15 protein-coding genes are annotated in these 14,051 nt (G+C 42.2%); 8 read left to right on the top strand and 7 right to left on the bottom strand.

Going from position 1 to position 14,051, the window contains the following annotated elements:
* Positions 1 to 12 precede the first annotated feature (12 nt).
* Complete coding sequence (locus IQ13_RS04130) at positions 13 to 2,457, bottom strand: penicillin acylase family protein (protein ID WP_144884780.1); 2,445 nt, start codon at positions 2,455 to 2,457, stop codon at positions 13 to 15.
* 251 nt (positions 2,458 to 2,708) lie between these two features.
* Here IQ13_RS04130 and IQ13_RS04135 point away from each other — a divergent pair, with 251 nt between their 5' ends.
* On the top strand, positions 2,709 to 3,320 hold the full coding sequence (locus tag IQ13_RS04135; protein WP_144884781.1) for a MiaE family protein: 612 nt from the start codon (positions 2,709 to 2,711) through the stop codon (positions 3,318 to 3,320).
* Positions 3,321 to 3,380: 60 nt separating this feature from the next.
* Here the strand turns inward: IQ13_RS04135 and IQ13_RS04140 are convergent, their stop codons facing one another.
* Positions 3,381 to 4,373 (bottom strand): ClpXP adapter SpxH family protein, encoded by a 993-nt coding sequence (locus IQ13_RS04140; protein WP_144884782.1) that lies wholly within the window; start codon positions 4,371 to 4,373, stop codon positions 3,381 to 3,383.
* Positions 4,374 to 4,437: 64 nt separating this feature from the next.
* Here IQ13_RS04140 and IQ13_RS04145 point away from each other — a divergent pair, with 64 nt between their 5' ends.
* On the top strand, positions 4,438 to 4,749 hold the full coding sequence (locus tag IQ13_RS04145) for a winged helix-turn-helix transcriptional regulator (RefSeq protein WP_144884783.1): 312 nt from the start codon (positions 4,438 to 4,440) through the stop codon (positions 4,747 to 4,749).
* Positions 4,750 to 4,827: 78 nt separating this feature from the next.
* Here the strand turns inward: IQ13_RS04145 and IQ13_RS04150 are convergent, their stop codons facing one another.
* Complete coding sequence (locus IQ13_RS04150) at positions 4,828 to 5,199, bottom strand: hypothetical protein (RefSeq protein WP_144884784.1); 372 nt, start codon at positions 5,197 to 5,199, stop codon at positions 4,828 to 4,830.
* Positions 5,200 to 5,456: 257 nt separating this feature from the next.
* Here IQ13_RS04150 and IQ13_RS04155 point away from each other — a divergent pair, with 257 nt between their 5' ends.
* The 6 genes from IQ13_RS04155 to IQ13_RS04180 all read left to right on the top strand — a co-directional run bounded on the left by IQ13_RS04155 (position 5,457) and on the right by IQ13_RS04180 (position 9,332).
* Positions 5,457 to 6,497 carry a glycosylasparaginase gene (locus IQ13_RS04155; protein ID WP_144884785.1) on the top strand — a complete coding sequence of 347 codons (1,041 nt, stop codon included), beginning with the start codon at positions 5,457 to 5,459 and terminating at the stop codon, positions 6,495 to 6,497.
* 77 nt (positions 6,498 to 6,574) lie between these two features.
* The gene (locus tag IQ13_RS04160; RefSeq protein ID WP_199758162.1) at positions 6,575 to 7,312 is read left to right on the top strand and encodes a copper homeostasis protein CutC; all 738 of its coding nucleotides are present in this window, start codon (positions 6,575 to 6,577) and stop codon (positions 7,310 to 7,312) included.
* A 99-nt stretch (positions 7,313 to 7,411) separates the two neighbouring features.
* Positions 7,412 to 7,918, top strand: a complete 507-nt coding sequence (locus tag IQ13_RS04165; protein WP_510184506.1) for a HEAT-like fold family protein — start codon at positions 7,412 to 7,414, stop codon at positions 7,916 to 7,918.
* 40 nt (positions 7,919 to 7,958) lie between these two features.
* Positions 7,959 to 8,321, top strand: a complete 363-nt coding sequence (locus tag IQ13_RS04170) for a hypothetical protein (RefSeq protein ID WP_144884787.1) — start codon at positions 7,959 to 7,961, stop codon at positions 8,319 to 8,321.
* Positions 8,309 to 8,596: a hypothetical protein gene (locus IQ13_RS04175; RefSeq protein WP_144884788.1), complete on the top strand. Its 288-nt coding sequence runs from the start codon at positions 8,309 to 8,311 to the stop codon at positions 8,594 to 8,596. Before IQ13_RS04170 ends, IQ13_RS04175 begins: the two co-directional genes overlap by 13 nt.
* A 160-nt stretch (positions 8,597 to 8,756) precedes the next feature.
* The gene (locus IQ13_RS04180; protein WP_144884789.1) at positions 8,757 to 9,332 is read left to right on the top strand and encodes a hypothetical protein; all 576 of its coding nucleotides are present in this window, start codon (positions 8,757 to 8,759) and stop codon (positions 9,330 to 9,332) included.
* 23 nt (positions 9,333 to 9,355) lie between these two features.
* Here IQ13_RS04180 and IQ13_RS04185 read toward each other — a convergent pair whose 3' ends face one another.
* The 4 genes from IQ13_RS04185 to IQ13_RS04200 all read right to left on the bottom strand — a co-directional run bounded on the left by IQ13_RS04185 (position 9,356) and on the right by IQ13_RS04200 (position 14,040).
* The gene (locus tag IQ13_RS04185) at positions 9,356 to 10,060 is read right to left on the bottom strand and encodes a YqjF family protein (protein ID WP_144884790.1); all 705 of its coding nucleotides are present in this window, start codon (positions 10,058 to 10,060) and stop codon (positions 9,356 to 9,358) included.
* Between the two features lie 63 nt (positions 10,061 to 10,123).
* A complete protein-coding gene (locus tag IQ13_RS04190) occupies positions 10,124 to 11,395 on the bottom strand; it encodes an NAD(P)/FAD-dependent oxidoreductase (RefSeq protein ID WP_144884791.1) in 1,272 nt (423 codons plus the stop codon).
* Positions 11,396 to 11,458: 63 nt separating this feature from the next.
* The gene (locus tag IQ13_RS04195; protein ID WP_144884792.1) at positions 11,459 to 12,715 is read right to left on the bottom strand and encodes a tetratricopeptide repeat protein; all 1,257 of its coding nucleotides are present in this window, start codon (positions 12,713 to 12,715) and stop codon (positions 11,459 to 11,461) included.
* 14 nt (positions 12,716 to 12,729) lie between these two features.
* Positions 12,730 to 14,040: an ATP-binding protein gene (locus IQ13_RS04200; RefSeq protein ID WP_199758163.1), complete on the bottom strand. Its 1,311-nt coding sequence runs from the start codon at positions 14,038 to 14,040 to the stop codon at positions 12,730 to 12,732.
* Between the last annotated feature and the right edge of the window lie 11 nt (positions 14,041 to 14,051).

Here is a 14,051-nt window from a genome sequence, read left to right on the forward strand (position 1 = left end):
GTTGATCGAAAATCATGCTTTTTTAAATGTCATTGTCCATTTTACTTTCGGGTTCTTATCCTCTCCTTTCTTCATTACCCATGCTTTGTAATAATTACCGGCAGCCCATGTATCAATAAACTGATCGTAATACTTACTGCCGGGGTTACCACTTTGTCCGCCGGGATACACCACATACGCATCTGTTTCATTGGTCAACTCCACAATCATTCGCCAGCTGGGGCCATGACTGTGCTGTGTGGCGTTGATGATGTGTTTGCCTCCGCCGATGTTTAATCCTTTGCGGGCAAAAGGCATTACAGCATCTTTGAGTATGTGATACACCGTTGTGTTTTTATTGGCCGCCCATTCCAGCTTTCCTTCTTTTTCTTTTTGCAGCAATGCAGGTGTTGCTGCTTTTAACGAAGCAGCAAACACATCGTAAATGGTTTCTTTGGCCGGTGTGCGTATATCATCAATAAACACAAAGGCAGAATCTCTTGTGAGTGCATCGGCCAATGTATTTTCATAAGGCCACGCATACACAACAGAATCCTGTTGCGTCAATTCATCGTACCAGATCTTCGTTTCCAGACTATCGAACCAAACCTGGAAAACAGTTGCCGCTTTTGAAGTAACTGTGTTTTGCAGATCCCACTGCTTTATCATTTCAAAGAAACGTTTTTCATCACCGGTAAGCGAAGCAGCATTGGTATACTTCAGCATCAGCTTGGTCACCACTTCTGCAAACGGATTATAATTTACATTCTGCAGCTGCTGCATATCGGCAGTGGTAATGCCATTCATTTTTGACAGCCTCCTGTTTATTTCCAACCCACGATACACATCATAACCACCGGGAATAAAGTAAGGATACGTACCATCAACCGGACGCTGATTGGCACTGCTTACAAAACCTCTTTCGGGATTTACCTGGTGCGGATTTTCATCGGGCGGAATAATGCCCTGCCAAATGTAACTGCTGTCTTGTCCCGGCATAACGTACAAGCCCTGTCTGTTCCAACGCAATGGAAAATGGCCTTGCTGCCACAAAGCAATATCGCCCCGCTTGCTGGCAAAAATCATGTTCTGTGCAGGTACCGTAAAGTATTTGATGGCATTGTAGTAATCATCGTAATTCTTTGCTCGATCAAGATAATGCCACATCAGCAATTCGTTGCTGGGGTCGTGTGCAATCCAGCGGGTGGCAATTGCTTTTTTATTGGTGAGCGGAGTGGTAAAACTTTCATCGTACGTAACAGGGCCAAACACGGTATAAGCCACTGTATCAAACACAGAAGGTTTTCCTTTTATTTTAATTTCTTCCACACGCTGCGGCGCATCTCTCCATTCGTTGTTGAACCAGTATTGTTTTTTTGTATTGTCTTTGAATTTGATCTCATAAAAATCACGCACATCTCTGCCGGCATTGGTAAAACCAAATGCAATACTGTCGTTGAAGCCAATTACCACGCCCGGTATACCAGGGAAGGATACGCCATAAGCGTTTATGTTATTGGTAGTGATCTGCATTTCGTACCAAATGGCAGGCAGACTCAATTCAAGGTGCGGATCGTTACAAAGAATGGGTGCTCCACTTTTTGTTTTGGCACCACTTACCGCCCAGTTGTTACTTCCGTTGTCTTTCGATGGCTGATCAATGAATGCCATTTTCAAAGATGAATCCTTTTTCTGCAAATAAACTGAATCAACACCCGCTGGTGCAACAGCTGTTGCGGCTGGCGGAGCAAACGTGGTTCCTTTCGGTACAATCGGATCTAACGAATCCTGTAATTGCGGATAAAGAATTTCGATTTGGTCATCGCTGAATACTTTGCGTAAAGCCGTTAACGGCAAATCATCAACCGAAAATGCAAGCGTCTTCGTCATTTGTTTAATGAAGAGTGCGGTTTTAAGGTTGTTCCATTTTTCAGGACTGTAACCAAGAATTTTATATTCAATGGGCAATTCACTTTCGGCTAAGGTTTCAATGTAGGCATTCACGCCTTTGGTATAATTATCGACCGATAGTTTGGTAAACTCATTCGCTTCCATTTCTTTCAACATATTCTCAGCGGCAAATACCATCCCGATACGACGTTGCTCTCTATCGAAATTAATTGCACGTTCGCCAATGATTTCACTTACACGGCCTGCAGCAGCGTGTGTAGAAAATTCCATTTGCCATAAACGGAATTTCGCATGCAGGTAACCTTGAATGAAATAAGCATCCGCATCGTTATCGGCCACTACATGCGGCACCAAACGCTCGTCGAAATACACACTGGCGTTGCCATTCAGTTGCGGAAAAACAAGTTCTTCACTAAAGTTCTTATCAGCGGGTTCGGCATTTTGCCAGAAACCATGTTGCGGACTTAAAAATTTACCAAGTGCCGGAGCAGGACCAATACGTGTATTGAGTGTATACGCAAGACCAATAGTTACGGCGGATGAAATGAGGAATGGGATCAATCGCATAAGACAGATTATGGGTGGAAATTAAAGAAAAAAAACAGTAACGATGAAACATATCCATTCCATAACCTGCTACCCACTTTGTGGTATTGTTTCGCATGAAATAAAGATGTCTTTTTGCACTATAAAATCAGCTAACCAAAAACACCCAATTGATTTTAAAAATGGTCGAGCTGACCTGTGGTTGACACCTTTCAACTTTAAGTTTTAACACCTTCGGCTTCCGGTTTCCCGGGAGCCTTTATTTTTGCACTATGCAAGAAGAAACCATAGACGTTAAAAATATACTGGGTCTGCAATTACCCAGCGATCCCCGTTGGGTTGACCTCGCTCCGCTGTCGCTGGAAGAAATATTGACCGACCATGCTTACTGCGAGCAGAAAGCTGCCACCACCTGTATATCACTTATTCAGCGTTACAGCCAATACGAAAAACTGGTAATGGAACTTGCTCCGATTGTTACCGAAGAATGGGGACACTTCAGAGCTGTGTTGGCCGAATTGCAAAAACGGGGCTTAAAGCTGGGTAAACAACGAAAAGATATTTATGTGAATGAGCTGCTCAGCTTCCAGAAAAAAGGCGGACATGTAGACGACCGTTTCCTGGATGAATTATTAACCATGGCCTTGATTGAAGCCCGCAGCTGCGAACGTTTTAAACGTTTGAGCGAAGGATTGAACGATGCCTACCTGCGGAAGTTTTACCGAAAATTTATGGAAAGCGAGGCGGGACACTATACGCTGTTTATCACTTTGGCTGAACATTACCTGCCTAAGAAAAAAGTGCGTGACCGCTGGAAAGAATGGCTGGCGTTTGAAAAGGACTTGATGCAACGTATGGAGGTACGTGGCGACAGAATTCATTGATATCAACCGAACCGTCTGACGAGTGTGCCAGACGGTTCGGTTTCAGTTTCGTTTATTGCATTATTGTTTCTTACCTACTTTCATCTTCCACAACGAACCATTTTTGCTTTCTATTTTCTGCAGCATCCCTTTCGCTGTCAATTCTTCCAGCATTGCTTCACTTGCTGCACGAGAAACATCCCCTAACTCAGCAAATTCTTTTGCCGTTAACGATTGAAACTTCACAAACAAATCGTTCCAGCTTTTACTGTAAGTTCTTTTACTGGCTTCGGGGTAAAGTTTTGCAACAGTGTTTGCATATACTGCATACGGTTTTGATCCGTACACCAATTCCGTACGTCCGGCTGCATCGGTAAAGAACATGCTGGGGAAACCTCTCACAGCAAGCTTTTTTGCAAGTGCAAGATCTTCTTGAAACAACTCAACAGCTTTTCCTTCATAATCTTCTTTTAGTTGTATGCTGTTTAAACCTGCTGTTACGGCTGCAGCTGCAAGATGTTCCCAGCGTGTAATATTTTTCTTTTGCAGAAAAAGCATCGTACGCATTTCACGCAAAAAAGCAATTGCTTTTTCTTTATCCTGTAGCTGCGCAGCTTTAAATGCAACAGAAGGAGGATAAGAAGAATGCAAAGGATCTTCCAGCCAAACATCACCATCAATAGGCATATCGTAATAACCACTCACTTCATCCCAATGATGTGCCACATCCGAAGGTTTGCTGATGCCCCCACTGTTGTAACTCCAGTCGGGTAACAAGCCTCCCATTCTGTATTCAATTGCAAGAATATCGCCATACTCCAATTTCAGTTTTCGTAACTGCGGCTCAATACCCCAACAAGTAGAGCAAATGGGATCTGTATAGTAAATTACTTTGATCGGCTTTTCAACGGCCACCAATGCGTTTGTGTTGTTTGTAACCGTTTGCTGCATCGGCAATTCGCAAATGCCTGTTTCCGGATTACATAACAAAGGGTTACTGCTGTTTGTGTTTACTGTTGTGCTATCGATTGCATGTTGCGCTGTATCGTGTGCCTCACTTGTGTACTGTGCCATATTATCGTTTAATTTTGCACAAAGTTCAACCGGCTGTTTATGGCAAACAATAAGTCAAAAAAAGATGACTACTAACAATAGCAATGAAAATGAAGCTACTTGTCCTGCACAGGCGATGTTAAAGCTGGTAGCAGGCAAATGGAAGCCGGAGATTCTTCGTCTTGCAGTGGAGCAGCCACTCCGTTTCAGCAGTCTTTTGCGTACACTCAAAGGTTCGAACAAGCAGGCAATTGCTGCAGCGTTAAAAGAACTGGAGGAAACAGGTTTATTAGAAAAAGTGGTGATCAAACAAAAGCCACTGCATATCGAATACTATCTCACCAAACAGGGACATGCGTTGATTCCTGTTCTGCAGCAACTGGAAAATATTGGTTAAGCTAGTAAACAAAAAAGGGTAACATGTTTCATGTTACCCATGTATAGGGAAGAGTGCTCTTGCATAGGGATAGTATGTCTAAAAAATTCCATTGCGACGGTCTCTGCGGTCTTCCTTACGATCACGCACATCTTCACGACGATCTTTTTTATCTTCCTTGCGATCACGCACATCTTCACGACGGTCTCTTACATCTTCCATACGATCTTTTACGCCGCCATCATGTTTTGCATCACGTACATCTTCCCTACGGTCACGAATATCTTCACGGCGATCTCTTACATCTTCCTTACGGTCACGTACATCTTCTTTACGATCCCGTACATCTTCACGACGATCGAAACGGTTTTCTCTACGGTCGAGTTTACGCTTTGCCTGGGCCGATGCTTCGTTCACTGAACCAAGGATTACTGCGGCTACTACTACGGATAAAAAGAGGGCTTTTTTCATGTGTTTATTTTTTGTTGTTTTTAATTGTCACATTGTATAAACATTAAAAATTATTATTAAAGCGTCTGTATGACGGCACGATAATTTTTAATGTTTATTTCATGTGTTTATTTTTATTTGGTTAATGATTTTTGATGCATTTATTTTCTTTACTTGCATTTGTGTATAAGAGACCTGCAGACAAAATGAAGGTTTAAAATCAACTGCAGTTTTTTTTTTAAAACACCCTACATTCACTACTCCTTAACAATACAAGCATGATCAACAGAAGACGTTTTTTACAACTTACCGGCCTGTCGGCCACACTTGTCGGCACCAAAGGTTTTGCCGCAACAGCAGCGCCTGCCAAAGGTCCGTTGGTAGTTTCTACATGGGCACATAACATGAAAGCAAACAAAGCGGCCTGGGAGGTTTTAAGCAAAGGAGGTTATGCATTGGATGCGGTGGTTACAGGTGTAATGGTACCCGAAGCAGACCCAAGCGATAACAGTGTTGGCTACGGTGGCTTACCCGACAGAGATGGAAAAGTAACGGTTGATTCGTGTGTGATGAATGAAAAAGGACAGTGCGGTGCAGTAATGGCACTTGAAGATATTTTACATCCGGTACAGGTAGCCCGTTTGGTGATGGAAAAAACGCCGCATGTGCAATTGGTTGGCGAAGGTGCATTGAAGTTTGCTTTATCGCAAGGCTTTAAACGTACCAACCTGCTTACTCCCGAAAGCGAACAAGCGTGGAAAGAGTGGTTGAAAACATCCAACTACGATCCGTTACGAACAGTAAAAGAACTGGAAGAAAAACTGAAACGTGAAGGCTACGAAAAACAGGAAGCCATGTTGTACAAATGGCCAAGTGAAGTATTAAACCACGATACCATTGGTATGATTGCGCTGGATGCAAAAGGGAATCTTTGCGGTGCATGTACTACCAGCGGTATGGCGTTTAAAATGGATGGACGTGTAGGCGACTCTCCGATTATTGGTGCCGGTTTATTTGTAGATAATGAAGTTGGTGCAGCATCGGCAACAGGTGTGGGCGAAGAAATGGTAAAAATCTGTGGTTCGCATACAGTGGTTGAAATGATGCGCCACGGTGCAAGCCCCGAAGCTGCGTGTAAAGAAGCCATCCGTCGTATTGTGAAAAACAACGGCGTAAATGCAAAGAATGTACAGGCTTGCTTTATTGCCATTAACAAAAAAGGTGAATACGGTGGTTATTCTGTTATGAAAAACTTTTCGATGGCAATACGCAACAACAGTATTGAAAAATCGATGAATACAAAAAGCTGGTTCAGTTAAACAGTTGCTGGTTTATGGTTTGTTGTTTCTTGTTAAACACCCCAACTATAAACCTATAAACTATAAACATTTTTATTGTGCATTATAAACTAGAAGTAATTGCCTTCAGCATCGAATCGTGCAGCATCATTCAAAAAGCAGGGGCACATCGTATAGAACTATGTGATAATCCCGGCGAAGGAGGCACTACCCCATCGTACGGCATGATCAAAAAAGCAAGAGCACTGGCATCGATTGAACTGTACACGATGATCCGTCCACGTGGTGGTGACTTTCTTTATAGTGCCGATGAGTTTGCTGCGATGAAAGAAGACATTCATCTCTGCAAACAACTGGGCTGCGATGGTGTGGTGTTTGGTTTATTAAATGCAGATGGCACTGTTGATAAAGCCCGTACAGCAACACTGGTTGAACTGGCCTACCCGATGGGCGTTACCTTCCATCGTGCATTCGACCGTACAAGAGATGCACTGGAAGCATTGGATACATTGATTGAACTTGGTTGCGAACGTGTGCTTACTTCCGGTTTACACCCCAACATAACTGCAGGTAAGGAAACATTAAAGCAATTGATTACTGCAGCAGATGAGCGTATCATCATCATGCCCGGCAGTGGTGTACGGCATACCAACCTTGCAGAGCTTGCACAGTTTACCGGTGCAGTAGAACTGCATACTTCCGCACGAACCAATCTTGCAAGCGGCATGAACTACCTGAACAAACAGATGAACGAAGACCTCTCGTCTGTTACGGTTGATGAAGCCGAAGTAATTGCCTGCGTACAGGTATTAAACCAACTGCAACAAACTTCTTAACCTCAGCCTCAAACTTTTTAAACTCTTTCTACTTTTTCAAACTCTTAAGCTTTACTTTTTCACTTTTTTATCTCTCAGCGACTGAACCTCCGTGAAGAAATACTAACCGAACACAACAAAGCACAGGCGCAGAAGATTGTGCAATGGATCGGCACATCGCAAAAGCGGATGGATGAACTGCTGCATTTGTTTATAACCGATGAATACCGTGTGGTACAACGTGCAGCCTGGCCCATTGGTTTGCTGGCCGAAACACAACCACAACTGCTGCAAAAACATTTGCCGCTGTTGGTAAGCTTATTACGCAAGCCCGGTTTGCACAATGCTGTGCGCCGCAACATCACCCGCATTTTACAGTACCTGCAAATACCCGAAGAACTGAAAGGCGAAGTAATGGATGCCTGCTTTTCGTTTATCTGCGATGTGCAGGAGAAAGCTGCTGTAAAAGCATTTTCATTAACGATACTTGAACAGCTGTCTAAGGAATACCCTGAAATACTTCCTGAAATTATTACGGTTATTGAAGAACGCTGGGAATATGAAACAGCAGCGTTTCATTCGAGGGCGAGGAAGATATTGAAGAAGAATAAAAAACAAAGCATATAGAGGCTACCTCTATATAATTAATTTTAATAAAAAAGATAACATGCAATATTTGATATCTAGATTTAATAAAGACGGAATAAATAGATACAAAGAAATAGGTTTCAGGCTTCTTTTTTACAATTCCTACATTAAACAAATAGAAAAACTAATTGAATCTTCGCTACAGGATATAGAAAAAAATGAACTTATTCCAAGCGAATCTATTGCGCATAAATACGCAACGTTGCAGTATTCTCATTATAAAGACATTTACTTTGAATCACTAATCATCGCAATGTATTCATTTTGCGAGACTAGCTTATTCTCCTTATGCAAGGTTCTCGAAAAAGATCAGAAAATAAAAGTATCAGATTTTTGGGGGGGAAGGGTATTTTCAAATACAAGCAATATTTGGAAAAAGTAATCGACTTAAACTTTTCCGCCATTGCTACAGAGTGGGAGCTATTACTACAATACAATAAACTTAGGAATCAGCTGGTACATTCTTCAGAAAAAAGAAAAATTACAAAGGAGCTAGAGGAATCTGTTAAAAAAATAAACGGAGTAGAAATTATAAAAAATGAATTTGGCACAGAATTTTTCTTCGCAAATATTTTTGCGTTAACAGATTTAAGAAATATAATTGAAAAAATATTAGACCATCTAAACTTTGAAAAATCCAACTCAAAAACAGAGTAATATATTTGCCTTCAATTACTTTATCTCTCTTGCTTAGGTCTCTGACCAATTACCATAGCGCACTAACGCCCTGGTTCTTGTCGCCACGAACCAAGGCAACAATAACCTTTACTTTCATTCTCTTTATTTCATTGTATTTTAATCCGACAAACCTTCACACTTGATCGATTTCAGCAATATCAAAAACTTTACCACTCCCCGTCCCAATCAATGCTCTGTGTTTGGCACGGCTGCGGAGTTTGATGCTTTACCCGAAACGCACAAAGCACAGATCTTTTTCCTTGATACAACTGCCCGTAAATTTCTGTATGAGTTTATTGATCATGCCTGTTTGTTATCGGATGGTGGCTGGGCTCCGTTTTCGTACAAAAATTATAAGATCATTGAACAGTTTGAACATGCAGTTGATGTACAGGAAAATATTCCTTTGCTGAAAAAATGGATGTACAACCGGGGCATTCCCTTCGGCAATTATGTATTTGTATTAACCGACAGTAACGAACAGCCCTTGCTGATGACCTGGAAAATGGCGATCAAATATGCATTCGATCTTTTTCTGATTGGCGATACACTCATCTTCGATCCTACGATCAACTGGGCAGTGTACAACTACCACGAAGGAAAGCTGTTCTTTGCCAAAGACAATATCTACGACCCCTCAGAAATGGAGCGGTATGTACAGGAATTGAACGAACGCAAGAAAAAATATCCGCAGTTCAGGCATCCGTTTTTATAGAAAGAAGAGACAGCCGAATTACATCAAAGAATCTTTCGATCGTATACGCTCACTGCCGATCCTTCGGCAACAAACAACGAATCGGGCTGCACATCATTTAAAAAAGCAAATGCATCGCCATACAATTGTTGAAAATCGATTGTAAAAGAAAAATTCGTAACCGGGTAAATATTCCAGCGGGGGTGTTCTACTTTGTATTCACCTGTACGAAAAGCAGACAATGATGTGTAACCCCAGTAATGTTCAAAAATAAATTCTTCCTTGCTGCCTGCTACAATCGGTTGTACAATACCGGCTGTTTCTACGTTTAATTTGTGTTGCAGTTGTCTGCCCCATTCGAAATGCAGGAAACGGGAGGTAGTATGTTCTACTTTACTTTTAATAGGTGTGTAGGTATACTTCTCTTTGTAAAAAAGTTTCGCTACCCATGCAATAGCCGGCTTGGGAACGAGTTCGCTAATGAACACCACGCCTCTTTTTACTTCATTCCCCTCTTTATAGCGTACATAAAAACGCAGGTTAATTTCTGCAAAGTCTCTGTGAAAAGGAAAACCGATACCTTTTACTTTGGTGTTGAGAAAATGAAAAGCAACAAAGCTTACATAACATTTTCCTTCAAACGCATCCAGTTCCACATCCTTTGGCAAATAAGGTTTCAACACATCCTCCGATACCACAAAATTCATCATCACCAGGTTTCGCCATTCGGCTGTAAGAAATGCCTTCATACAATTTGTTTACTGTTTAATTCGTACCATACACTAACAAGCAACAGACAAGGATGTTTGTTTTTAATTGTTTACTTCGTCTTTACGATAAAACTCTTTAAAAATTAACCGCAGACTCTGATCGTAGGTAACATAGTTATACAACCAGTTGGTAAAAACAAAGAACCTGTTCTTAACACCCAATATCAACATCAGGTGCAACCCCATCCAGATTAACCAGGCAAAGAAACCACCGAAATGAAGCTTTGGTTTCGGCACATCAACCACTGCCAGGTTGCGTCCTACAGTTGCCATCGCACCTTTGTCGTTATACCGGAAAGGTTGGGCTATTTTTCCTTGTCGCAGATGAAGCAAATTTTTTGCCAGTAATGTGGCTTGTTGTATAGCAACCGGTGCAACCTGTGGATGACCGTTGGGAAAAGCTTCTTCTTCCATGTAAGCAATGTCGCCGATTGCAAACACATTGTTCATGCCCTGTACAAAATTGAATGCATCCACTTTAATACGGTTACCTCTTGCAACAAGCGAAGGGTCGATACCTGCAGGAATGTTGCCTTTAATACCTGCTGCCCAGATCACCAGTTTTGAAGGAATAAGCGTTCCATCTTTCAACGTTACGTTTTCGCCATCATAATCCTGCAGCAGCGCATTGATTTTTACCGTTACGCCCAAGCGTTGCAGATAGGTTAAACTGTTGTTGCTGCTTTGTTCACTCATTGCTGCTAATGTTTTACCCGCAGCTTCGAGCAGGTAGATATTCATCTTTGAAAAGTCCAGTTCGGGATAATCTTTCGGTAACACATATTTTTTCATTTCAGCGATAGCGCCACTCAACTCTACACCGGTTGGGCCACCACCTACCACCACAATATTCATCAGGCGCTGCAGTTCTGTTGCATCGTTTGTGTGCAAGGCATCTTCAAAATTCTGGATGAGTTTGTGCCGCAACTGCAATGCCTCCACCGTACTCTTCATCGGAAAAGCATGTTGCTCCAAATTTTTATTGCCGAAGAAATTGGTGCTGGCGCCGGTTGCAATAACCAGGTAATCGTAGCTGTAGCTGTCTTCATTGGTGATCACCTGTTTGGTAACCGTATCAATCCGTTCTATCTCGGCCATGCGGATGCGTACGTTCTTGCTGTTATGAAAAGCTTTGCGTAACGGAAAGGAAATATTGCTGGCATCGAGTGCTGCAGTTGCTACCTGGTAAAACAGCGGCTGAAACTGGTGATAATTAAAGCGATCAATAATGGTGATGTCGATACCGGGTTTATTGTTGAGCAGTCGGGCAAGGCGTAAACCGCCAAAGCCACCACCCAGGATAAGAAGTTTCATAAAGAGTGTTTAACTCCTCAAATTTACGAAGTTTTCAATATTTTTTGAAAATATCGGAAAAATTTAATTTCGGTCCCATCCACCCGATGTCCAGGTGTAAATAATCAACCCAACAAAATAAATTCCAACTGCAATTCCTGCAGCTGAACTATTGAGCAATGCGAATAAAACAGCTGTAAGACCTGCTACAATAAGTGCCGATGTAAAAATTGCTTTTACCGAACGCAGCTGCATTGTATCGCCCTCTTCGAACCGGCTTACCGGCATACACATGGTTGCAAGTATAATACCTGCCAGTGTAAGGTTAATGTTCATATTGGCGATATATGCTGTTGAACCAAGTGCAATACCACTCAACAGCAACACAACAATTGCAATGGCTGTATACCGCTCCCAGTTATTGAGGATGTATTTTCCATCTTTATGAAACAACAACATGAAATTTGCAACAGAGCTACCGATCCAGCTAAACGAAACATACAACAAGTAAAGAATAATAACCGGTACCAGTATCCATCGTATACCCGGTGTTGATGCAGCCATACTTGTTACAAAACGAAACAGGATGTACAAACCAATGGAGAAACCAATGCGAAAGCCCTGCCCTTTCTCGGCGAGCCAGAAACCTAACTGTAACAGAAAACGGTAAGGCGGGAAATTGGCTTTCAACGCTTCTTTCAAACCTTCTTTTGCAGAATGTAAGTTGGGCGATAACCGCAATGCTTCCCGGAAATGCTGCTGTGCTTCTTTATGTCGGCCACGTTCGAGATGATTGAAGCCAATGGTTACATGGGTAAAATCACTTTCAGGCGCATTGCTTAATGCATCCTGCATGGTTTCTACCGCTTCATCAGTTCGCTTCAGTTTATTGAGTGCTCTTGCCCGTGCATTTAAGCTGGTTATATTCTCAGGATCGAGTTCCAATCCTTCGTTTGCTTTTTCAAGCGCCAGTTCATACTTTCTGTCATCGAGTAAGATAAAGGCATACAAGCCGAAATATTCTGCATGATAAGGATACAAACTGATGGCTTTGTTCAACTCTGTTGTTGCCATTGCCAGTTGGTTCAAATGATAATAAGCAAACCCACGCAGATAGAAATAATAAGCCTCATCCGGTTCGAGTGCAATCGCCTGTTGTATTTTTTCAAGTCCCTGGCTATACTCTCCTTTTGCATAATGGCAACGTGCATATAATGCATACGAATACGCATTATCGGGTTCCTGCTGCAACGCATTTTTTAATTCTTTCACAGCATCGTTGATCCTGCCCTGTTCCAGCAACAGCTCGGCTCTGCTGATGTGTACATTGTTTGGCTCCATAGAAAAGTACGGCGCTACCGTTTAATCTTTAAATACTTGAGAATATCATCGTACAAACCCGATTCGTTGGCATAAAGTGCATAATTGCGTGCACTGCTGAACCATTCCTGTGTGGTGGGTTTGTGCACTTTTAATGCACGCAGAATATCTTTGGTAGTAAGCGGTTGCAGTTCGCCTGTTTCAATTGACTGCGTTAATTTATCCTCAATTGCAATATCAATTACTGCGTTGAAGTCGGCACCTGAATAACCTTCGCTCTGTGCGGCAATTTTCTTTACATCCATTTCGCCCACCGGCTTATCTTTCAGCAGCTGTTGCAGTATATCCACTCTTGCTTCTTCATCTGGTGGTGCAACAAAAATGATGCGGTCGAAACGTCCTGGTCTTCTGAAAGCACCATCCACACTCCACGGTGCATTGGTTGCTGCCAATATTAAAATGCCTTCGTTATCTGCATCCACACCATCGAGCTCAGCTAAAAACTGGTTGATGACATGCCGCATAGCCGATTGCTTTAAATCGGATCGGCTGCTGCCTAATGCATCTACTTCATCAAAAAACAAAACACAAGGTTTGTTGGCTCTTGCTACTTCAAACACCTGGTGCAGATTTTTTTCGCTGTTGCCAATCCACATATCCAGTATATCGTGTAAACCAATACTGATGAATTTGGCATCGATCTCTCCTGCTGTTGCTTTGGCAATAAATGTTTTACCACAGCCCGGAGGACCGTATAACAAAATACCTCCGCCAGCTTTCTTGCCAAATGCTTTGTACAGATCGGGATTTTTTAACGGTTGAATGATCTTTAAAGAGATTTCATTCTTCACATTCTTCATGCCACCTACATCGCTGAACTTGGTGGTTGGCTTTTCAAGAAAGAAACTGCTGTCATCCATCATAAAGTCATCATCACCGGTATCTGTTGACGAGCCAAGACGGAGTTCCCTGTCAATCTCTTCATCAGAAAACTGCGGATGCTGCATCAGCAAATGCCTGTACAATTCAATCGCCTGTTCAATGGAATGTTCCTTGATTAAGCTACGAATAAAAAAAGCAGCCGACTGAACAGGTAACTGTTCAAAATCGAGCTGCTCGTACGTTATAATGGCTGCGGAATATTTACCGAGATGATAAAAACATTCTGCCAGTTGTTGCTGTGCGGATGTATGACCGTAACTGCGTTTCAATACTTCGCTCAGCTGATCGGCAGCTTCGGCATACATTTTTTCATTCATCATCAGGTTGGCCACTTGTAAACGCAAGGGAACATTGTCGGGCGACAGGTTCAAAGCGTCCACAAGGTTCTGAATCATTTCTTTCATAGGCTGCGAAA

The organism is Lacibacter cauensis (assembly GCF_007830055.1).
Lineage (GTDB): Bacteria > Bacteroidota > Bacteroidia > Chitinophagales > Chitinophagaceae > Lacibacter > Lacibacter cauensis.